Raw genomic sequence first — 20,275 nt, 5'->3', positions numbered from 1 at the left:
CGGATGCGGGTGGCCGTGATGCGGGGACGATGTGTGGCTCGGTCCGGGGGTGGGACGGCGTCGTGGCGCGTCAGATGCCCAGCATCTGGTTGAGCTCGTCGAGGGACTTGACGGTCACGTAGTCGTAGCCGTGGGTGACCGGGTCGTAGCCGCGGTCCAGGAGGACGAGGTTGCGGAAACCCATGTCGTGCATCGGCATCAGGTCGTAGCGGGTGTGCGAGGAGACGTGCACGAAGTCCTCGGGGGACGCGTCGAGTTGGTCGAGCATGTACTCGAACGCCGCATAGCGGGGCTTGTAGTAGCCGGCCTGCTCCGCGGTGAAGACCGCGTGGAAGTCCGCGCCGAGCCGGGGCACGCTCTCCGCGAGGAAGGAGTCCTCGGCGTTGGAGAGGATCACCAGCTTGTAGTGCTCGCCCATCTTCTTCAGCGGTTCCGGCACATCCGCGTGCGGGCCCCAGCTGCGCACGCCGTCGGCCAACCGCTTGCCGGCGTCCGGGGCGGCCTTGACGCCCCACTTGCGGCAGACCTTTTCGAAGGCGTCCTGGAGCGTCTGCTCGTAGGGGCGGAACGCGTCGAGGATCGAGTCGTAGCGGTAGCCGCGGAACTCCTTGACGAACTGGTCCCAGTGCTCGGCCGGGATCTGGTCACCGACGAGTTCACGGGTGATGGGGTTCATCGGCCACTCGATCAACGTGCCGTAGCAGTCGAACGAGACGTACTTCGGGCGGAACTGGAAGGAGGGGATGGGACGCATGGAGGTACTCCAGTCTCTTGTGCGTGGGTAACCGGACATGGCCCGGTACGGGACTCTCTTTGTCATGCTCGCGACACGCGAGTCGGAGTGCAGGGCGACGCCGTGGCCGGTCGCCTGCGATCAGGCGGCGCCGACACCCGCCGGAGCAAGGAAGCCGACCGGGTGCCGGGTGGTGCCGTCGAGCGCCAGGTCGGCGGCGATCTCTCCCATCGCGGGCGAGATCTTGAAGCCGCTGCCGGAGAATCCGGCCATGACGATGATGTCGTCCTCGCCGGGGAGATGACCGACGAGCGGGTTGCCGGACTGCGTGTAGCCCTCCATGTAGGCCGACATCCTGATGGGGTCGGGGTTCAGGTCGGGCATGAGTTCGTCGATGAGCTCGCGGAAGGTGCCGAGTTCCTCGGGGCGGACCGTGCGGTCGAGCCGTTCGGGCTCCGGCACCGGCGCGTGGTACTTGAAGGAGAGACCGAGCTTGACGGAGATGCCGTCGGGCGACGGGATTCCGAAGCAGTCGTGCGGTACGGCACGCACGAACGGAGGAGCACCGCCCGCGAACCAGTCGTGACGGGTGGGCAGGTGCCAGGAGCAGACCACCCGCCGGACGTCGATGGCTTGAGGAAGGTCCGGGAGCAGGGTGTTGATCCAGGGGCCCACGGTCACCACGGCGGCGTCCACGTGGTCCGTGCCCTGGTCGGTGACGACCCGCACCCCGCCGCCCGGCGCGGGGACGACCTCGCGCACCGTGGTGTAGCGGTGCAGCCGGGCGCCCAGGTGCTCGGCACGGCTCGCGGCGGCCTGTATGGACGCCTCCGGCCTGATGACGGCGCCCAAGCGGTCCAGGACGGCGATGTGTCCGTCCGGGAGCAGGTGCTGCGGGTAGCGGCGGGCGAGTTCCTCCCGCTCCAGGACCTCGTGATCCAGCCCCTGGGCGGTGCTGGTGGACAGGAGGAGGCTCATGGACGATGAGGAGGCCTCCCCCATCACCAGGCTGCCGCTGCGGCGTCGAAGCGACAGGCCGGTCTCCCTCTGGAGCTGCTCCCACATCCGGTCCGCCAGCCGCAGCAGAGGGATGTACGCGGGCTCACCGAGGTGGACGGCTCGGTAGATGCGGCTCTCGCCCCCGGCCGCGCCGCGGTCGTGACCCGGTGCGTACCGGTCGTAGCCGATGACCTCGGCTCCGCGGGCGGCCAGTCGCCACATGGCCTGGCTGCCCATGCTGCCGGCACCGATCACGGCGACGCGCTTCGGGATGCGCATGAGGTCGCTCCTCTCGATGGTGTGGTCTGGGTGGCAGTCGGGCCCCAGCACGCTGCGGATACCGTGCGGACCTTTGCGGTTCGGATCCTGCCGGGGATGGCGTTCACTTTCCGCCCGCCGGAACCCGCAGGTCAACCCACACTCTGTTCCGGCTTGGGGCCTTCTCGAGACGGTCTGTCACTGCGGACGACCGGACTGCCCGAATGACGGGCCGCCTCTTGTCACCATGTGTGGCCGGTGCCATGGTGAGCCGGATTCCTTCAGAAGAAAGACCCCCTATGCCGCCCAGACACACCGTAACCGGGCACTTCCCCACCCTCAGGGAGGTACTGCTCCTGCCCGTGCTCGCCGAAGGGATGCCGCGCGTGCTGGCCGGGGAGTCACGGCTGGACAGCCCGGTGCGCTGGGTGCACGTCACCGAGCTCCTCAACCCCGCGGACTTCCTGGAGGGCGGCGAGCTGGTACTGACGACCGGCATGCCGCATCCCGAGGACGCCTCCGAGCTGCGCGGCTACGTCGACCAGCTCGCGGACGTCGGCGCGGCCGGCCTGGTCGTGGAGCTCGGATACCGGTACCAGAAGGTGCCCCACGAGCTGGTGACGGCGTGCCGCGCTCGTGACGTGCCGCTGGTCGAGCTGGCCCGGGGCGTCCGGTTCATCGACGTCACGCAGACGGTGCACGCGCTCATCCTCGACGCCCAAGGGGCCCTGCTGCGTCGCGGGAGGGACATCCAGGACATCTTCACCGCCCTGACGCTGCGGGGCGCGGATCCCGAGGAGCTGGTGCACACCACCGCGGAGCTCACCGGAGCCCCCGTGGTGCTGGAGGATCTCACCCACCGGGTCCTCATGTGCGAGCTGCTCGGTCGGCCGTACGAACCGGTGGTCTCGGCCTGGTCGAGGCGATCGCGGGCCGCACCGACACCGGAGAGGATCACGCCGAGCGGCCCGGAGGGGTGGCTGGTCGCACCGGTGCAGGACCACCACGGGCCCTGGGGGCGGCTGGTCCTGCTGGAGGGCCGGCTCAACGCCGAGCCCGACCCCGAACACGTCCTCGTGCTGGAGAGCGCGGCGGTCGCGCTGACCATGGCGCGCCTTGCGGGGCAGGCCTGGTGGGAGCGCCGGGCCCACCGCACCGTACTGCGAGACCTGTACGAACGGCGTTTCCGCTCTCCCGCCGACGCGCGGGCCCGTACCGAGGCGCTGGGGCTGCCCACTTCCGGACACCGGCTCTTCGCCGTGGTCATCCGCCACCCGCGCACCGGCACCGAGGACGATCACCTCGACGAGCGGATCGCGAAGGCGCTGACGCACACGGGCGTGCGCGCCCTGGTCGGCGAGACGGCCCCGGGCCGGATCGGCGTCCTCATGGCACTGGCACAGGCGAGCGCCTGGCAGCCGGTCGCCGAGCGGATCGGCCGGCTGGCCCGGGAAGAACTCGGCCCGCGGGCGGTCGTCGCCGTCGGCCCCGGGGTGACCGACCTCGGCGGGATCGCCCGGTCGTGGCAGGAGGCGGAGCAGACCGCGGAGGCCATCACCCCGGCCTCTCCGGAGCGATGGTTCTACGTCCCCGCCGACGTCCGGCTGCCGGACCTGCTGGGCGTCCTGCGGGCGGACACGCGCCTTCAGCGGTACGCGGAACGGCAACTGACGCGCCTCATAGAGCACGACGACCGCAACAACGGCGACCTGCTCCCGGCGCTGCGCGCCTATCTCGCGGCGGCCGGGAACAAGTCGGTCGCGGCGAAACACGCCGGCATGTCCCGGCAGGCGTACTACCAGCGCCTGCACACCATCGAACGTCTCCTCGGCTGCGACCTGGAATCCGGTCTGCAGCGCACGTCCCTGCATGTCGCGGTACTGGTCCTGGACGCGGGTGAGGCGCCTGCTCCTGGCGCATGACCCCACCGATGGGTTCACGCCGTCGGCGAGAATCGGCGCGCACACCCGGCGTCGCTCTGAAGAGCGTCGACGACGATCAGGCCCCCGACCCCGCCTGGAAGCAGGCGGGGACTGCCCGGCGAGCGGCGGGTGGCGTCGTCCCCGCCGCGCACCGTGGCAGGACACTACTCAGAGGAGCTCGATCAGCCTGTCGGTGAACTCGGCGGTGGTCGCGGTTCCGCCCAGGTCGCGGGTACGGGTGTCCCTCTTGGCCAGAATCGACGCGATCGCATCCGTGATGTCCTGGGCCGCGGCGGCGTGGCCGAGATGTTCGAGCATCAGGGCCGCGGACCAGATCGCGCCCAGCGGGTTGGCGATGCCCTGTCCCGCGATGTCGGGCGCGGAGCCGTGCACCGGCTCGAACATCGAGGGAAAGTCCCGCTCGGGGTTGAGGTTGGCCGACGGGGCGATGCCGATGGATCCGGCGACCGCGGCCGCGAGGTCGCTCAGGATGTCGCCGAACAGGTTGGAGGCGACGACGACGTCGAAGCGGGCTGGGTCGAGGACGAACTTGGCCGCCAGCGCGTCGATGTGCTCCTGGTCCCAGGTGACGCCGGGGTGCCCGGCGGCCCGCTCGGCGATCAGCTCGTCCCAGAACGGCATGGTGTGGATGATGCCGTTGGACTTGGTGGCGGAGGTGAGCCGTCCTCGGCGGCGGGCGGCGAGCGAGAAGGCGTAGTCGGCGATCCTGGTGACCCCGGCGCGGGTGAACACCGCTTCCTGGACGGCCAGCTCCTCGGACGTGCCCTGGTTCAGCCGTCCGCCGATCTCGCTGTACTCGCCCTCGGCGTTCTCCCGGACGACGACGAAGTCGACGTCGCCCGCACGTGCGCCGCGCACCGGAGTGTCGACGCCTTCGAAGACACGGATGGGCCGGAGGTTGACGTACTGCCGGAAGCTGCGCCGAATCGGGATCAGCAGCCCCCACAGCGAGACGTGGTCGGGCACTCCCGGGTATCCCACGGCGCCCAGCAGGATCGCGTCCTTGTCGCGCAGCTGGTCGAGCCCGTCGGTGGGCATCATGGCGCCCTCCCGCAGGTACCGCTCGCACGACCAGTCGTACGACGTGTAGGAAAGGCTGAAGCCGTGGCGGCGGCCGAGAACGTCGAGCACCTGCTGTGCTGGGGGCAGTACTTCGGCGCCTATGCCGTCGCCGGGGATCAGGGCAATGCGGTGGGTTGTCGTCATGCCGTCGATTGCAGCAAGGCGGTGCGTGGGGCGTCCAAGACGCAAAGCGGATATCCCTTATAGGCGGCGCTTATCAGCCCAGTGGTGCCTGTCCTCTACCGGTGGCGGCCGTGACGAACGCGGCGGCTGCCGGCGACAGGCTGCCGCGCCGGCTGACGAGAGCGATGTCCAAGCTGGTCTCCGGCTCGATGTCCAGGACGCGGGCGCCCAGCCGCCGGGCGAGGTCCCGCCAGGAATCCATGATCACCGCTAGCCCCACCCCGGCCAGCACCAGCGGCATGAGCGACACCCGGTGCTCCGTCTCGGCGGCGATGGTGAACTCGATGCCCTGTTCCCGCAGCGCGTCGACGTAGGCGCGCATCCCCGTACCCGGCTGCCCGACGATCAGCCGCTGCCCGGCAAGCTCGTGGCAGTCCACCGCCGTCCGACCGGCGAACGGGCCGTCGGCCGGCACCATCAGCACGAAGCGCTGCCGCTCCAGCGCGTAGGAGACGACCTCCTTGTCGGAGAACGGCCCGGTGGACGCCAAGAGCCCCAGTTCCACGACACCCGTGCGGACCATGTCGATGACGTCACGTGCGGTGAACGCCGCTTTGACGGCGACGGAGACGCCGGGGTACCGGTGGCTGAAGGTACTCACCAGACTCGTCAGCGGTTCCACCGCCTGCGAGGGCACGGATGCCACGTCCAGGCGTCCCTCGCGTAGCTCGTGCACCGCCGCGACGCTCGCCCGCGCCGTCTGCAGACTCCGCACGGCCTCCCGGGCAGGCTCGATCAGGGCCCTTCCGGCCTCCGTCAGCACCGCCCTGCGCCCGATCCGATGAAAGAGTTCGGAACCGAGGTCACGCTCCAGTGCCCGCACCGCCTGCGACAGCGACGGCTGCGACACGTACAGCGCCGAGGCGGCACGGTTGAACCCACCGCGGTCGACAATGGCCAGGAAGTACTCCAGCTGCCGAACGTCCATACACGCCTTCTGTCCTGCCTCGGCCGACAGCGACCGAGTGCCTCCGTCGGCTGTGACCGCCGTTCGATGACGCAACATGACACCGTCGCCACATGGTCGATCAAGACCTGTCGCACGTCACCTGATGCGGCCATCGCATCACACGCGTTGCGCCCTCTCCGGACAGCCAGTGGTACGAGGAGTCGTAGGCTCAGAAACCGGTGGAGTTGAACGCGGTCTCCACCCGCATGCCGGGTGCGGCCGTGGTGGCGCCCGTCATCGCCCGGCCGCTCCCGACGTGCCGGCCTCGACCGCGCTCGCCCATGCCCGGAGGCCCTCGTCCACTGCCGTCTCGTCGATGACGAGTGCCGGGATCATGCGCACCACCTGGTTCCAGGCGCCGCACAGCAGCAGGAGCAGGCCCTCGTCGACGGCGGCGCGCTGAACGCGGGCGGCCGTGTCCGGGTCGGGGCTGCCGTCCTCGGTGACGAACTCGGTGGCCAGCATGAGCCCGAGGCCCCGCACGTCGCCGATACCTGGCGTCCGGTCGGCCACCGCTTCCAGGCCCTGGCGCAGCCGCTTGCCCATCGCCTCGGCGTTCTCGACGAGTTTCTCGTCGCGTACGACGTCCAGGGTGGCGCAGGCCGCGGCGCAGGCGACGGCGTTGGCACCGTACGTACCGCCCTGCGAGCCGGGCCACGCCTTGCTCATCAGCTCCTCGGAGGCGGCGATGCCGGACAGCGGGAACCCGCTGGCCAGGCCCTTGGCGGTGACCAGGATGTCGGGCGCGACGCCGAAGTGGTCGTGGCCCCAGAAGCGGCCGGTGCGGCCGACGCCGGTCTGCACCTCGTCGAGGATCAGAAGGAAGCCGTGCCGGTCCGCACGCTCCCGCAGCCCCTGCATGAACGTGCGGTTGGCGGGCACGTATCCGCCCTCGCCGAGAACCGGCTCGACGATGATCGCGGCCGTGTCAGCCGGCGAGGAGATCGTCTGAAGCGTGTAGTCGAGCTCTTTGAGTGCGAACCGGGTCGCGGTCTCCTCGTCCCAGCCGTAGCGGAAGGCCGCCGGGAAGGGGGTGACGACCACGCCGCTCATCAGCGGGGAGAAGCCGGAGCGGAATCTAGTACCGGACGTCGTCATGGAGGCGGCGGCGACCGTACGGCCGTGGAAGCCGCCGTGACAGACGATCACGTTCGGGCGGCCTGTGGCCTGACGGGCAAGTCGCAGAGCGGACTCGACGGCCTCGCTGCCGGAGTTGGTGAAGAACAGGCTGTCCAGGCCGGCCGGCAGCACCTCGCCGAGCTTTTCGACCAGGCGACGCAGCGGCTCATGCATGACGGTCGTGTACTGGCCGTGGATCAGTGAGCCCACCTGCTCCTGCGCCGCCGCCACGACCTTGGGGTGGCAGTGACCGGTGCTGGTGACGCCGATGCCGGCGGTGAAGTCGAGGAAGCGGCGGCCGTCCTGGTCGAAGAGGTGGACGCCCTCGCCCCGGGCCGCCACCACGGGCGTGGCCTGGCGAAGGTGCGGCGACAGTGCGGTCATGTTCGTCTCCCGGCCTCGGTGTTCGGTCTGCTCAGGTCTTCCGAGCATCTCCGCAGGCAAGGGCGGCGCCCACACCCGATCTGTCCGGTCGGCACACGGCATCCGGACGTTGTGTCAGGCTCACCGACGACGCACCGGACACCAAGCACGCGCCGACCGCTCTTGCGCAGGTCAGGGACGCTTGTCACAGTGACCGGACACTCCCCGAAAGCCGGTCACGTCCGTGCAGGAGCCCTTGGAGAGACCGTGAACGACAACCCATCGGCCGTCCAGGGGCCCACCCGTCCGCTCACCGTCGCCGATGTCCTGGCCCTTCCTGTGCTGGCTGCCGGACAACCGACGGTCGTCAGCGGCGCGGCGCATCTGGACCATCCGGTCCGGTGGGTCCACATCACCGAGCTGACCGACCCCTCGTCGTTCCTCAAGGGTGGCGAGCTCGTCCTGACCACCGGGATGCCCCTGCCCCAGGACGCGGCCGGCGTACGCCGGTACGTCGACGAACTCGCCGAAGTCGGGGCCGCGGCCCTGGTCATCGAACTCGTACGCCGCTACCACCGCCCGCCGGACACCCTCGTCGACGCCTGCCGGCGGCGCGGCCTCCCGCTGGTCACCCTGGCCAAGGACGTCAACTTCCTGGAGGTCACGCAGGTCGTGCACTCCCTTCTGCTGGGCAACCAGACGGAGGCGATGCGCCGCGCTCAACGCATCCACGAGGCGTTCACCGCCCTGACCCTGCGCGGCGCCGGTCCGGAGGACGTTTTGCGTGCGGCTGCGGACATGAGCGGAAGGACGGTGGTGCTGGAGAACCTGGTGCACCAGGCGCTGATCTGCGAACCGTCCGGGCTCACCGTGGAGGAGGCACTCGCCGACTGGGAACAACGCTCCAGGGCGACCGGCCCCGGCGACGCCATCACCAGACACGGCCCGGAAGGCTGGCTCACCGCCCCGGTCGAGTACCAGGGCGAGCGCTGGGGGCGAGTGGTCATGCTTCCGGCGCGCACCTCAGGAGCGGCGTTCGGGCCGGAGGACGTCACTCTGCTGGGGAGGACCGCGATGGCACTGACCGTCGCGCGACTCATCCACCCCACGCCATGGGAACGCACCGCACACCGCAACGCCCTCCTCGACCTCGTGGAACAGCGCTATCGCTCCGCGGAGGACGCGCACGCCCGTTGCGCTGCCCTGGGCCTGGCAACGGATCGAGGCAGCTACGTCGCCGCCCTGGTGGACCTGCGGGCAGGGAAGGGGGCGGTCGAGACCGAGTCACGTCTTGAGCAGGAGCTGAGTACGGCAGGGGTGGCGGCCCTCGTCGGCGAACTGGCCCCCGGCCGCCTCGGCATCCTGCTGGCACTGCGCACCGGCCAGCCCTGGCGTCCCTTCGTGGAGCGCCTGTCCGAAGCGGTACAGGGGCTGGCCCCGGAAGCGATCGTGAGCGCGGGGTGCGAGGTCACCGACCTCACCGACAGCGCCCGGTCCTTCCGCGAGGCGGCCCGCGTCGCCGAGGCCACGCCGCCAGGGCAGCCCCTCCCCCGGAACCGCTCGTTCCATGAGCTGTCCGACATCGGCCTCCGCCGGGTGCTGTACGCCCTTCGCGAGGACCCTCGTGTCCAGGAGTACACCGAACGGCAGCTGCGGCGCCTCATCGACCATGACGCTCAGCACGGAACCGACTTGCTGACCACCCTGCGCCACTACCTCGAAGCGGCCGGCAACAAGACGACCGCCGCCCGCCGGGGCGGCCTGTCCCGCGAGACCATGTACCAACGCCTGCGCACCATCGAGCGCCTCCTCGACCGCGACCTCGAATCAGGTGACCAGCGCACCGAGCTTCACGTGGCACTCACGGCACTCGATGTACTGCGAGCCGGCTGACGCGGACGCAGGCGTGGCCTGATGCAGGACGGTGAGGGCGGTCTGCGTCCACCCCTCGCCGTACTCACGCACCAGTCGAGCGGACTTGCCTCCTCCGCCGTCACTCGCAGCAACGGCGAGGCGCTCAGTCTTGCGGCTGGGGCCACGCGGCCAGTGCCAGTTCTGCCGTTTCCGTGAGCTCTGTGGTTGTTGCGCCGTCGCGGGAGCGTTGTGACATCCCCTGGATGACCGCGGCGAAGTACGCGGCCAGAGCGCCTGGATTGGCTGCGGCAGAGAGTTCGCCTTGCTGCTGTGCGGTCTTCAGGCGTGTTTCGAAGGCGGCCAGGTTCGCGTTGCGCAGGTCGCGCAGGAATGCCGCGACCTCGGCGTCCTGGACGGCGACGTTGGTGGCGGCGCTGATGGTCAGACAGCCGGGCGGGTGGGAGGGGTCGGGGTAGACGCCCGCCGCCTCGCGAAGGATGCGGCGGAACGCGCCACGGGCTGTGGGTCGGCCCTCGGGGCATCACGGCCAACTCGACAGCCCCCGGGATCGTCGACACGGATGTCAACGCGGCCTGGCTCAGGGGCAATCCGCAGGCCGAGGCACATACGGCATCCCTGGCCGCCCTTGGCCGAGGGGGTCAGCCGGAAGACGTGGCCGACATCGCAGCGTTCCTCGCGTCCAACGACGCGCACTGGGTGACCGGCCGGGTCATCGACACGACGGGAGGTGCCGGGCTGTGAGTCATTCCCCACCGGGAGGAGCACCGTGCCCGATGGTGGCGGGGGATCGTCCTGTCGGCGCTCGCGCTCGCCGCGATCGCGAGCAGCGCCGCCTACGCGCCCTCCCACACCCGAAAGCCAGCGCGCCACTCCGGCCGTGTGTCCTTCCGGCTCGAAAACCGTGTGCGAGCCACCCGGAGGGGTCCCTACCCTCCGGGCATGGACCTTCGCGAAGAACTTCCGAGCGACCGGCAAGCCGTACGGGATGTTCATCTGCAGGCGTTCGGCGACCATGGCCGTGTCGTGGCCGACCTGGTCGATACGTTGCGGGACACCATCACGCCTGAGAACGGTCTCTCACTGGTCGCCGAGCGCGACGGGCAGGTCGTCGGCCATGTGATGTTCACCCGCAGCCTGCTCGATGCCCCTCGGCAGCTGGTCGAGGTGCAAGTCCTCAGTCCGCTGGCCGTGCTGCCTGAGTTCCACAAGCGGGGTGTCGGCTCGGCCCTGGTGCGACACGGACTGGGGATCCTCACCGAGCGAACTGTTCCCCTCGTCTTCGTGGAAGGCGATCCGGGCTATTACTCGCGCTTCGGTTTCTCGCCCGGGGGTGGCCTGGGCTTCCGTAAGCCGTCCCTGCGTATCCCGGACGGCGCCTTCCAGGCCATCAGGCTCCCGGAATATGAGCCATGGATGACGGGGACGCTGGTCTACGCCGAGCCGTTCTGGCGGCATGACGCAGTCGGCCTCCGCGAGGCCGCCACGTAGTCATGCGAGCGCTGATACGCCGCTTGTGACATCACGGGCCGCCTGGATGCCGACCCGGACGGCGCGGTGTGACCCCGCGGTTTCGCGTGGGGCGGGCAGACGCCTCACGCGGCCGTACGCCCCGGTTCGTACGGCCGGCAGGCCGGGAGTGCTGTCCGTGTCGCGCGCTCCGTCACGGATGGTGGGGCTGCTGCTCGGGCGGTACACCCCCGCCCTCGCCTCCGCCTTTGTCTCCCTTGTCGGTCCCATGGGCGTGGCCGCCCCGCGCGCGCCCCTCCCGCGCCTTCAGCTCCGCACTGTCCTGGGGGGTCCCGCTCCCCTTGTCGCTGCGGCGCTGCTCCGGTTGCTGTGGATTGGACATGTCCGGGCACCCCTTCGATCGGCGTTCAACAGGCTCGCCGAGTTCCCCCGGACCTCCACCCGATGCACGGGACGGCGAAGGGAACCGTCCGTTCCGCCTGTCGTCCCGCCGTCGGCACCTCGGCCGCGCCATCGTGGCCTACGGATAACGCTGAAGCCTGCTGCAGAAGCCGTCTCCAGGGACCGTCTCAGTCCTGGTGCCCCCGGCCGACGCCGGAATCTGTAGCATCCGGCGCATGGACGTGGCGACGGGTGCACTGGCCAGAGGGCTCGGGCTGGTGGAGCGGGTGGTCCGGGGGGAGCTCGACAGTCGAGGGGGGCCCGGGGTGGTTCGGCTGGCGGAGGAGAGCGGGCTGGACAAGGGGCAGGCGTCGCGGTTGCTGCGGGATCTGGTCGGCACCGGGACCCTCGCACGGGACGCCAACGAGTTCCGAGCCGGGGCGGATCTGCTGGCCGTCGCGGCAAAGGCCGGGCCGTGGGGCGTGGAGAGCCGGGCTCTGCTGCGGGAGTTGGTGGTCCGGTTCGGGGCGTGTGCGTACGTGGACGTGCTCTGCGGTGCGATGGTGCTCTCGGTGCGGGCCGAGCTGGCGGCCTGGGCCGAGTTCGCCTGGGCGCGGGCGGGGCGGCTGACGCCGGTCTGGTGCACCGGGGCGGGACGGGCGCTGCTCTTCGACCACTCGCGGGCGGAGGTGGCACAACTCCTGGGCGGCGAGGACTTCATCGGGGCGGGCGGCCCCTACGCGCCGCGGACCGTGGACGATCTGCTGGCGCGGGTCGCCGCGGACGCCGGGCGCGGGGTCGCGGTGTGCGAGAGCGAGTACGACGAGGACGTACTGGAGGTGGCCGCGCCGGTACGGGACTCGCGCGGGGACGTCGTGGCGGCGGTCAGCGCGGTCGTACCGCACGCGGCGGCCAGGGACGACCGGGAAGAGATCGTCACCGCGATCGGTGACGCGGCGGGGCGGCTTGCCTCCCTCCTCGGCTGAAACTCGCCTGAACCCCAGCCGGACCGCGGCTGCTCAGTCCTGGTCCGGCGACTCGTCCGTCGAGCGCAGTGCGGCGGTCAGCCAGTCGCTCCAGCGGACCACCGACTCCGCACAGGCCTCCGTGTCCGGCTCCAGACGGCGGCGGGGGCCGACGACCTGCACTGCGGCGACGATCTCCCCGCGGAAGTCCCTGACCGGAGCCGCGAGCGAGTACAGACCGGGTTCGGCCTCCTGGTCGACGATCGAGTAGCCCCGCTTTCGGGCCGCGTGCAGGCGGGTCAGGAAGTCGTCCAGGTCCGCGGGGGTGTTGGGGCCGTGCCGGACGAAGGCGGTGCGGGCGAGGACGGCGGCGACCTCGGAGTCGTCGGCGTCGAACAGCAGGGCCTGTCCGGCGTCACTGCAATAGGCGGGATAGGCGCGGCCCACCCAGGACACGAACGAGGACAGCTCCGGCGGCATCGACTCGAGGATCGTCACCGAACTGGCACCGCGCAGGACCCCCAGGTAGGCGCACTCCCCCGTGTCGGCGGCGACGCCCTCCAACGCGGTGCGGCCGTCCCGGCGCAGACGTGCCTCGGTGATCTGCTGGGCCCGCGCGTACAGCTCCCAGGCGACGGAGTAGCGCAGCGACGCGGGATCACGGCGCAGGAACCGGGCCGTCTCGAGGCTCCGCAGTATGCGGGAGACCTGGCTCCGTTCGCGGCCCAGCAGCGCGGCGACCTCGGCGGCGGTGTGGCCGCGCGGGTCCTGCGACGGGTGCTCGGCGAAGAGTCGTAGTACGGCCAGGCCGCGTTTCAGGCTGCTGTCGGTGGTCATCGCGGGCCGAGCATAGCGCCGGGCCGGGGTGGCGCTTCGCGCCTTCGTTGCGGGGACATTGCAGGTTCATTGCAAGGTCCGTGCATGATGTGCAACTGGACTTGTCTATTTCGCATCCAGGGATAGTCTCCAGCCATCCCTCGCACTTCAGGCTCAACAGGAGTTCGCCTTGTCCGCTCTGCGCCCGCTAGTACTGCTCGGTTCCGCGACACTGCTTCTGGCGGGCTGCGCCGACCCCTCCCAGCCGGCCGACGCCTCTTCCGGCTCGTCGTCCGGTACGTCGTCCGCCGCCTCCCCGATCAGGAAGAACGCCGCGCTCGCCGCCAAGGTCCCGGCCGCGTTGAAGGCGAGCGGGATCACGATCGCCAGCGATGTCAGCTACCCGCCGATGGACTTCTTCGCCTCCGACAACAAGACGGTCGTCGGCGCCGAGGCCGACCTCGACAAGGCCATCGGCACGGTCCTCGGCGTCAAGGTCACCATCGTCAACGTGCCCTTCGACTCGATCCTGCCCGGCCTCCAGTCCGGCAAGTACCAGCTCGGCGTCTCCTCCTTCACCGACACCGCCGAGCGGGAGAAGGTCGTCGACTTCGTCACCTACTTCGACGCGGGCACGTCCCTGCTGGTCCCGGCCGGCAATCCCAAGGCGCTGAAGCCCGGCGGCGATTCGCTGTGCGGCCGAACCGTCGCCGTGGCCAAGGGGTCCACGCAGGCCCTCGTGGACCTGCCGGCTCGCGCAAAGACCTGCAAGACGCCGATCAAGGCCAGCACCTTCCCGGACGGCACGGGTGTGAACCTCGCCGTCACCAGTGGCCGCGCCGACGCCGCCCTGGCCGACTCCCCGGTCGCCGCGTACGCCGCCAAGCAGTCCGGCGGGAAGCTGGAGGTCGCCGGGGACTCCTACGGCAACGCGCCGTTCGGCATCGCCGTACCGAAGAACAGTGAACTGACCGGGCTGCTCAAGTCGGCGCTGGAGGACCTCAAGGCGAGCGGTGGTTACGAGCAGGTCCTCGCCAAGTGGGGCCTTCAGTCCGGCGCCCTGGACACGTTCGAGATCAACGCGGCTTCATGAGCGAGGAGTTGCCGGTCTATCGCCGTCGCAGGCCGGGCCAGTGGGTGCTGACTCTCGTCGTCGTGCTCCTGGCCGCGAGCCTGGTCCAGTCGCTGATCACCAACCAGCGCTTCGGCTGGGACACGGTCGGCGCCTGGCTGTTCAGCCGGACGGTGATGACGGGGCTGCTGACCACCCTGGAGCTCACCGCGGCCGCCATGGCGATCGGGCTCGTGCTCGGCATCGCGCTGGCGCTGATGCGGCTGTCGGACAACTCCGTCGCCCGGAGCGTCAGTTGGGCGTACATCTGGCTCTTCCGGGGCACCCCGCTCCTGGTTCAGCTGCTGTTCTGGGGCTTCATCTCCGCGCTGTACCCGACGCTGTCGCTGCACCTGCCCCTCCTGCCGGCGATCGGTGACGTCCCCGCGAACTCCGTCATCACGACCTTCGCCGCGGCCCTGCTGGGTCTCGGCCTCAACGAGGCCGCCTATCTCGCCGAGATCATCCGGGCCGGGATCGTCTCGGTCGACCCCGGGCAGCTGGAGGCGGCGGACGCGCTGGGCCTGCCCCGGGCCAGGACGCTGCGCCGGATCGTGCTGCCCCAGGCGATGCGGGTGATCATCCCGCCGGTCGGCAACGAGACCATCTCCATGCTCAAGACGACCTCCCTGGTGAGCGTGCTGGCCTACGCGGAACTGCTGTACTCCGTGCAGATCGTGTACGCCCGCACCTACCAGACGATCCCGCTGCTGATCGTCGCCAGCATCTGGTACCTGGCCGTCACGACCCTGCTCAACATCGGCCAGCACTACCTCGAACGGCACTTCGCGAAGGGCGGCAGCCGATGATGATCGAGGCCACCGGTGTCCGGAAGTCCTTCGCGGGGCGGGAAGTGCTGCGCGGCATCGACCTGTCCGTACCCCGGGGGACGGTCACCTGTGTGATCGGGCCCTCCGGGTCGGGGAAGTCCACCTTCCTGCGGTGCGTGAACCGTCTGGAGCGGCCCGACGGCGGCCGGATCCTGGTCGACGGCGAACCGATCGGCTACGAGCCGTACCGGGACGGGCTGCGCGAGCTGCGCCGCCGTGACCTGGCCCGGCAGCGTCGGGACATCGGCATGGTCTTCCAGCGCTTCCACCTCTTCCCCCATCTGACGGCACTCGCCAACGTGGCCGAGGGACCGGTCGGCGCGGGCCGCCCCCGCGCCGAGGTCACCGGCGAGGCGCTGGCGCTTCTCGACCGGGTCGGTCTGGCCGACCGGCGCGACGCCTACCCCGCCCAGCTCTCCGGCGGCCAGCAGCAACGGGTCGCCATCGCCCGCGCGTTGGCGATGCGGCCGAAGCTCATGCTGTTCGACGAGCCGACCTCGGCACTCGATCCGGAACTGGTCGGCGAAGTGCTGGACGTCATGCGCGGCCTCGCCGCCGACGGCATGACGATGCTCGTCGTCACCCACGAGCTGGGCTTCGCCCGCGAGGTCGCCGACGAGATCGTCTTCTTCGACGACGGACAGATCCTGGAATCCGGACCGCCCTCCCGCGTCCTGACGGCGCCCGAACACCCCCGTACCCGTGACTTCGTGACGAGAGTGCTGTGACGACGACCTTCCGCGACGCCCTGGCCACCGGCCCCCTCGTCCTGGACGGCGGCATGTCCAACGAGCTGGAGGCCCAGGGCCACGACCTGAGCGGCGCCCTCTGGTCCGCCCGCCTGCTCCGCGACGACCCCGAGGCGATCGCCGCCGTCCACCGCGCCTACTACGCGGCGGGCGCACAGGTCGCCATCACGGCCGGATACCAGGCCACCTACGACGGTTTCGCCCGCCTGGGCATCTCCCGCACCGAGACCACGGCACTGCTGCAACGCAGCGTGTCGCTGGCCCGCGAGGCCGCCGACGCCGCCCAGGCCGGTTCCCCCGGTCGGCGCTGGGTCGCGGCATCCGTAGGGCCGTACGGCGCGATGCTGGCCGACGGCTCGGAATACCGGGGTGACTACGGCCTCACCGTGGCCGAGCTGACCCGTTTCCACCGTCCCCGGCTGGAGGCGCTGGCCGAGGCCGGCCCCGACGTCTTCGCCGTCGAGACCATTCCCGACCTGCGGGAGGCCGAAGCGGTGCTGATCGCCCTGGACGGGCTGGGCATCCCGGCCTGGCTCTCGTACAGCATCCGCGGGACGACCACCAGCGCGGGCCAGCCGCTCACCGAGGCCTTCGCGCTGGCCCGCAGCAGCGACGCCGTCGTCGCCACGGGGGTGAACTGCGCCCCCGCCGCCGACGCGAGCGCCGCACTGGCCCTTGTCTCCGGGCTGCCCGGCGTCGTCTACCCGAACGGTGGCGGCAGCTGGGACTCCGAGTCCCGGAGTTGGCTGGGTGCCCAGGACGAGATCGCGGACCTCGCTCCGTCCTGGCGCCGCGCCGGCGCGGCGCTCGTGGGCGGCTGCTGCCGGGTCGGGCCGGCGGAGATCAAGCAGCTGGCCGACCGCGTCGGGGCTGCGCCGGCAGGCCACTGAGCGGCGTCGCAAGGCCTACCGCACGCCCACACGCCCGAACATCCCTCCTCCGAACCCGCACCGCCCGCAAGGAACACCACCCATGTCCCACTCCTCCTCCCTCCCGGTGATCGACCTCTCCTCCCCCGACCGTGACGCGCTCCACCGGGCCGCCCGAGACGTCGGGTTCTTCCAGTTGGTCGGCCACAGCATCACCACCGCCGAACAGGCCCGCCTGCTCAGCACCGCCCGCGCCTTCTTCGCCCTGCCCGAAGCCGACCGGCTCGCCCTCGACAACCTCAACTCGCCCCACTTCCGCGGCTACACGCGGATCGGCAACGAGCACACCCAGGGCCGGCGGGACTGGCGCGACCAGCTCGACATCAGCAACGAGCTGCCCGCTCGCGTACCGGTCCCGGGCGAGCCGCCGTACTGGTGGCTGGAGGGACCGAACCAGTGGCCCGCGGCCCTGCCCGCTCTGCGAGAGGTCTCGTTGGAGTGGATGGCTCGGCTCAGCGCGGTCGCCCACCGGCTGCTGCACGAGCTGCTCGCGGCCGTCGGCGGCCCCGAGGACTTCTACGACGACGCTTTCTCCGGCCACCCGCGCAACCACCTCAAACTGGTCCGCTACCCGGGGCGGGCCCCTCAGGGGGACGACCAGGGCGTCGGCGTGCACAAGGACTACGGCTTCCTGACCCTGCTGCTGACCGACGAGGTGCCCGGACTCCAGGTGGAGACACCGGACGGGCAGGGCTTCATCGACGTCCCGTACCTGCCGGGAGCGTTCGTGGTGAACCTCGGCGAACTGCTGGAGGTCGCGACCAACGGCTACCTGAAGGCGACCAACCACCGGGTGGTCTCCCCTCCGGGATCACGTGAGCGCTTCTCCGCGCCGTTCTTCTACAACCCCCGCCTCGACGCCCGGATCGCCCCGCTCCCCTTCCCCGGCGCGGCGGATGCGCGGGGCGTGACGGAGGACCCGGACAACCCGCTGTTCGCGGAGTTCGGCTGGAACGAGCTCAAGGGCTGGGTCCGCGCCCACCCCGCCGTGGTGAGGAAGCATCACCCGGAGCTGACCGTTGCGTGACGCTCAGCGCAGCAGGGGCAGCAACTGGTCTCCGACACGGCTGATCTCCTGCTTGTAGGGGGTGTCGGAGAGGACGAAGTGGGTGATGCCGAGCTTGCGATAGTTCTCCAGCGCCGTGGCGACGTCGGCGGCGGAGCCCACCAGCCAGGTGGTCCCCGCTCCCCCGCCACCGAACTTCCCGGGCGTGGTGTAGAGGCAAGTGTCGAGCACCTCGCCCCGAGCGGCGAGGTCGAAGAGCCGTCGCTGTCCGACGGCGGTCCTGCGGTCCCCCGCCCAGGTCAGTTCCTTCCCGCCCTCCGCCGCCATCCTGGCGACCCGCTCCTCGGCCGCACGCCACGCCTCCTCCGTGGTGTCGCGCACCACCGTGGTGATCCGCAGCCCGAACTCCAGCGGCCGGTGCCTGCGGCCCACCTGCTCGCTCAACTCCTTTAGCCGGTCGATCCGTTCGGCGAGTCCGTCGAGTGGTTCACCCCAGAAGAGCTGGACGTCCGCCTCCGCCGCCGACACCCGCTCGGTGGCCTCGGACGCACCGCCGAAGTAGAGCGTGGGATGCGCCCTCGTACCGGTCGCGTACGGGCGCGGGGCGACCGTGGACCGGCCGACCTGGAAGTGCTCGCCGTCGAACGTCACCTCCTCCTCGGTCCACAGTCGTCGTGCGAGATGGAGGAACTCCCTTGTACGGTCGTAGCGTTGCGCGGGATCGCTGCGGGTGTCCCCGTACGCAGCGAGGTTGTCCAGTCCGCTGACGATGTTGACCAGGACCCGGCCGCGGCTGAGCTGGTCGAGGGTCGCCGCCGCGCTGGCGAAGTGAGCGGGCTGCCAGTAGCCGGGGCGGATCGCGATCAGGGGCTTGAAGGTGGTGGTCCGGGCTGCCAGCGCGGTGGCGACGGTGAAGGTGTCCGGGCGCCCCCAGCCGGTTCCCAGGAGTGCGCCGCCCCATCCGTGTTCCTCGGCCGTGCGGGCGAGGTCGGTGGAGTACTCGACGGAGCCCCAGCCGGTCGTCGTGTCGTCACCGCGGTGCCCCGGCTCGACGGTGTTGGGGATGTACCAGAGGAATTCCGAGCTCATCAGGCTTCCGATCGCTGTGCGGGGTGGTGGCCGTCGGAGGGCGCCTCGGGGCACTGCGCGGGGATCGGTGTCGGACGCCCGGGGCAGCCGGACGTACGTCCTCTCAGGTCAAAGCGGACGCGACAGCACGCGACAGTGGAACGGCGAAAGGCACCAGGGAGGTCAACACTGGGCGCTGGACACGAGTACGAGGTCGACGCATCGCTCGCTGGTGAGCAGCAGGACCTCAGGCATGTGATCGAGTCTCCGAGTGATCGATCGGAATGTCAACGTGCCCCATCCGCCGCCGCACCGCCGGTGCGGAGCCGCCCGCCCGCTGCCGCTTCCGGCCTGGTTGTATTTCTCCTGCCTTCTGTCCCCGCCTGAACGGACCCTCCGCGCATGACATTCGGCGCTCCTACCCACCGAGCGGCCGACGACCGCTACGAGAAGATCGGCGACTACCGCAGGGCCGGCGCCTCGGGCCTGCGCCTCCCCGCCTTCTCGTTCGGCCTGTGGCAGAAGTTCGGCACCGACCGTCCCTACGCGACCCAGCGCGACATCGTGCTGCACGCGTTCGACCTCGGCATCACCCACTTCGACAACGCCAACCGCTACGGTCCGCCCGCGCGCGCCGCCGAGAAGTTCTTCGGCACCGTGCTGCGCAGGGATCTCATGCCCTACCGGGACGAGCTCGTCCTGTCGACCAAGGCCGGCAACCCGCTCGGCCCGAGTCCCTACCTGAAGGGCGGTTCCCGCAAGTCACTGCTGGCATCGCTGGATCACAGCCTGCGCGATCTCGGCACCGACTACGTCGACATCTTCTACAGCCACAGCCCCGACCTCTCCACCCCGTTGGAGGAGACCGTCGGAGCCCTGGTGACGGCGGTCCGGTCAGGGAAGGCGCTCTACGCGGGCATCTCCAACTACACCCCTGAACGGGCGCACGAGGCCGCGGAGTTGCTTCGCCGGGCCGGGGTCCCGCTGCTGGTCCACCAGCCGCGTTACTCGATCTTCGACCGCACCCCGGAGCTCAACGGGCTGTTCGATCTCGCCGCCCGGGACGGCTTCGGTCTCGTGGTCTACAGTCCCCTCGCCCAGGGACTGCTCACCGACAAGTATCTCGACGGCACGATCCCCGAGGGCGCCCGCGCCCGCGACAGCGCCTTCCTGTCGCCCGACGTCATCGACGACACCTACCGCGAGCGGGCCACGGCACTCAACGAGATCGCCCGGCGGCGAGGCCAGTCGCTGGCGCAGCTGGCGCTTCAGTGGACCCTGCGACAGCCTCAGGTGACCAGTGCACTCATCGGCGCGAGCTCGACGTGGCAACTGGACCACAACCTCAAGGCCTTGGAGTTCCCGCCCCTGACGGACGAGGAACTCAGCCTGATCGACCGGCACGGCGTCCACGGAACGGGCTCCCGCTGACACGTTCGGGGTGAACGACCTTAAGCGACACGGTTGTT

General features: G+C 70.4%; 19 protein-coding genes and 1 pseudogene. 11 read left to right on the top strand and 9 right to left on the bottom strand.

What is annotated here, in order from left to right:
• Positions 1-70: 70 nt before the first annotated feature.
• Together ACFULQ_RS13010 and solA are read right to left on the bottom strand one after the other, a co-directional pair.
• Positions 71-754: a haloacid dehalogenase type II gene (locus ACFULQ_RS13010; protein WP_383542165.1), complete on the bottom strand. Its 684-nt coding sequence runs from the start codon at positions 752-754 to the stop codon at positions 71-73.
• A 120-nt stretch (positions 755-874) separates the two neighbouring features.
• Positions 875-2,011, bottom strand: coding sequence for an N-methyl-L-tryptophan oxidase (gene solA / locus ACFULQ_RS13005; RefSeq protein WP_383542163.1), 1,137 nt, complete (start codon positions 2,009-2,011; stop codon positions 875-877).
• A gap of 278 nt (positions 2,012-2,289) precedes the next feature.
• Here solA and ACFULQ_RS13000 point away from each other — a divergent pair, with 278 nt between their 5' ends.
• The gene (locus tag ACFULQ_RS13000) at positions 2,290-3,912 is read left to right on the top strand and encodes a PucR family transcriptional regulator (protein WP_383542160.1); all 1,623 of its coding nucleotides are present in this window, start codon (positions 2,290-2,292) and stop codon (positions 3,910-3,912) included.
• 168 nt (positions 3,913-4,080) lie between these two features.
• Here the strand turns inward: ACFULQ_RS13000 and ACFULQ_RS12995 are convergent, their stop codons facing one another.
• From ACFULQ_RS12995 to ACFULQ_RS12985, 3 genes are all read right to left on the bottom strand, one after another.
• A complete protein-coding gene (locus tag ACFULQ_RS12995) occupies positions 4,081-5,139 on the bottom strand; it encodes a tartrate dehydrogenase (protein ID WP_383542158.1) in 1,059 nt (352 codons plus the stop codon).
• 73 nt (positions 5,140-5,212) lie between these two features.
• Entirely contained in the window at positions 5,213-6,106 is an 894-nt protein-coding gene (locus ACFULQ_RS12990; RefSeq protein WP_383542155.1) for a LysR family transcriptional regulator, read from the bottom strand.
• A 255-nt stretch (positions 6,107-6,361) separates the two neighbouring features.
• Complete coding sequence (locus ACFULQ_RS12985; protein WP_383542153.1) at positions 6,362-7,630, bottom strand: aspartate aminotransferase family protein; 1,269 nt, start codon at positions 7,628-7,630, stop codon at positions 6,362-6,364.
• Between the two features lie 246 nt (positions 7,631-7,876).
• On the opposite strand from ACFULQ_RS12985, the gene ACFULQ_RS12980 reads away from it, so the two are divergent.
• Positions 7,877-9,502: a PucR family transcriptional regulator gene (locus ACFULQ_RS12980; protein WP_383542150.1), complete on the top strand. Its 1,626-nt coding sequence runs from the start codon at positions 7,877-7,879 to the stop codon at positions 9,500-9,502.
• Between the two features lie 124 nt (positions 9,503-9,626).
• Here ACFULQ_RS12980 and ACFULQ_RS12975 read toward each other — a convergent pair whose 3' ends face one another.
• Positions 9,627-9,962 carry a TetR family transcriptional regulator C-terminal domain-containing protein gene (locus ACFULQ_RS12975; RefSeq protein ID WP_383542199.1) on the bottom strand — a complete coding sequence of 112 codons (336 nt, stop codon included), beginning with the start codon at positions 9,960-9,962 and terminating at the stop codon, positions 9,627-9,629.
• 26 nt (positions 9,963-9,988) lie between these two features.
• Here ACFULQ_RS12975 and ACFULQ_RS12970 point away from each other — a divergent pair.
• Positions 9,989-10,225, top strand: a pseudogene (locus ACFULQ_RS12970) (SDR family oxidoreductase); the annotation flags it as partial.
• 198 nt (positions 10,226-10,423) lie between these two features.
• Entirely contained in the window at positions 10,424-10,972 is a 549-nt protein-coding gene (locus ACFULQ_RS12965) for a GNAT family N-acetyltransferase (RefSeq protein ID WP_383542147.1), read from the top strand.
• A 172-nt stretch (positions 10,973-11,144) separates the two neighbouring features.
• On the opposite strand, the gene ACFULQ_RS12960 is transcribed toward ACFULQ_RS12965, so the two are convergent.
• Positions 11,145-11,333 carry a hypothetical protein gene (locus ACFULQ_RS12960; protein WP_383542144.1) on the bottom strand — a complete coding sequence of 63 codons (189 nt, stop codon included), beginning with the start codon at positions 11,331-11,333 and terminating at the stop codon, positions 11,145-11,147.
• A gap of 235 nt (positions 11,334-11,568) precedes the next feature.
• Between ACFULQ_RS12960 and ACFULQ_RS12955 the strand changes: the two genes are divergently transcribed.
• Entirely contained in the window at positions 11,569-12,318 is a 750-nt protein-coding gene (locus ACFULQ_RS12955) for an IclR family transcriptional regulator C-terminal domain-containing protein (RefSeq protein ID WP_383542140.1), read from the top strand.
• Positions 12,319-12,351: 33 nt separating this feature from the next.
• On the opposite strand, the gene ACFULQ_RS12950 is transcribed toward ACFULQ_RS12955, so the two are convergent.
• A complete protein-coding gene (locus tag ACFULQ_RS12950; protein WP_383542137.1) occupies positions 12,352-13,134 on the bottom strand; it encodes an IclR family transcriptional regulator in 783 nt (260 codons plus the stop codon).
• Positions 13,135-13,303: 169 nt separating this feature from the next.
• On the opposite strand from ACFULQ_RS12950, the gene ACFULQ_RS12945 reads away from it, so the two are divergent.
• The 5 genes from ACFULQ_RS12945 to ACFULQ_RS12925 all read left to right on the top strand — a co-directional run bounded on the left by ACFULQ_RS12945 (position 13,304) and on the right by ACFULQ_RS12925 (position 17,759).
• Complete coding sequence (locus ACFULQ_RS12945; protein ID WP_383542134.1) at positions 13,304-14,206, top strand: ABC transporter substrate-binding protein; 903 nt, start codon at positions 13,304-13,306, stop codon at positions 14,204-14,206.
• Positions 14,203-15,033: an amino acid ABC transporter permease gene (locus ACFULQ_RS12940; RefSeq protein ID WP_383542131.1), complete on the top strand. Its 831-nt coding sequence runs from the start codon at positions 14,203-14,205 to the stop codon at positions 15,031-15,033. Before ACFULQ_RS12945 ends, ACFULQ_RS12940 begins: the two co-directional genes overlap by 4 nt.
• On the top strand, positions 15,033-15,782 hold the full coding sequence (locus ACFULQ_RS12935) for an amino acid ABC transporter ATP-binding protein (protein ID WP_383542196.1): 750 nt from the start codon (positions 15,033-15,035) through the stop codon (positions 15,780-15,782). The genes ACFULQ_RS12940 and ACFULQ_RS12935 overlap by 1 nt, the downstream gene beginning before the upstream one ends.
• Complete coding sequence (mmuM, locus tag ACFULQ_RS12930; protein WP_383542128.1) at positions 15,779-16,693, top strand: homocysteine S-methyltransferase; 915 nt, start codon at positions 15,779-15,781, stop codon at positions 16,691-16,693. Before ACFULQ_RS12935 ends, mmuM begins: the two co-directional genes overlap by 4 nt.
• An 82-nt stretch (positions 16,694-16,775) precedes the next feature.
• Positions 16,776-17,759 carry an isopenicillin N synthase family dioxygenase gene (locus ACFULQ_RS12925; protein ID WP_383542125.1) on the top strand — a complete coding sequence of 328 codons (984 nt, stop codon included), beginning with the start codon at positions 16,776-16,778 and terminating at the stop codon, positions 17,757-17,759.
• A 3-nt stretch (positions 17,760-17,762) separates the two neighbouring features.
• Here the strand turns inward: ACFULQ_RS12925 and ACFULQ_RS12920 are convergent, their stop codons facing one another.
• Positions 17,763-18,827: an LLM class flavin-dependent oxidoreductase gene (locus ACFULQ_RS12920; RefSeq protein ID WP_383542122.1), complete on the bottom strand. Its 1,065-nt coding sequence runs from the start codon at positions 18,825-18,827 to the stop codon at positions 17,763-17,765.
• A 381-nt stretch (positions 18,828-19,208) separates the two neighbouring features.
• Between ACFULQ_RS12920 and ACFULQ_RS12915 the strand changes: the two genes are divergently transcribed.
• A complete protein-coding gene (locus ACFULQ_RS12915; protein WP_383542119.1) occupies positions 19,209-20,237 on the top strand; it encodes an aldo/keto reductase in 1,029 nt (342 codons plus the stop codon).
• Positions 20,238-20,275 lie beyond the last annotated feature (38 nt).

Origin of the sequence: Streptomyces sp. NPDC057253 (assembly GCF_042669125.1) — a bacterium.
Lineage (GTDB): Bacteria > Actinomycetota > Actinomycetes > Streptomycetales > Streptomycetaceae > Streptomyces.
Note: the sequence above shows the minus strand (reverse complement) of the source record. Positions and strands in the feature narration are given on the sequence as shown.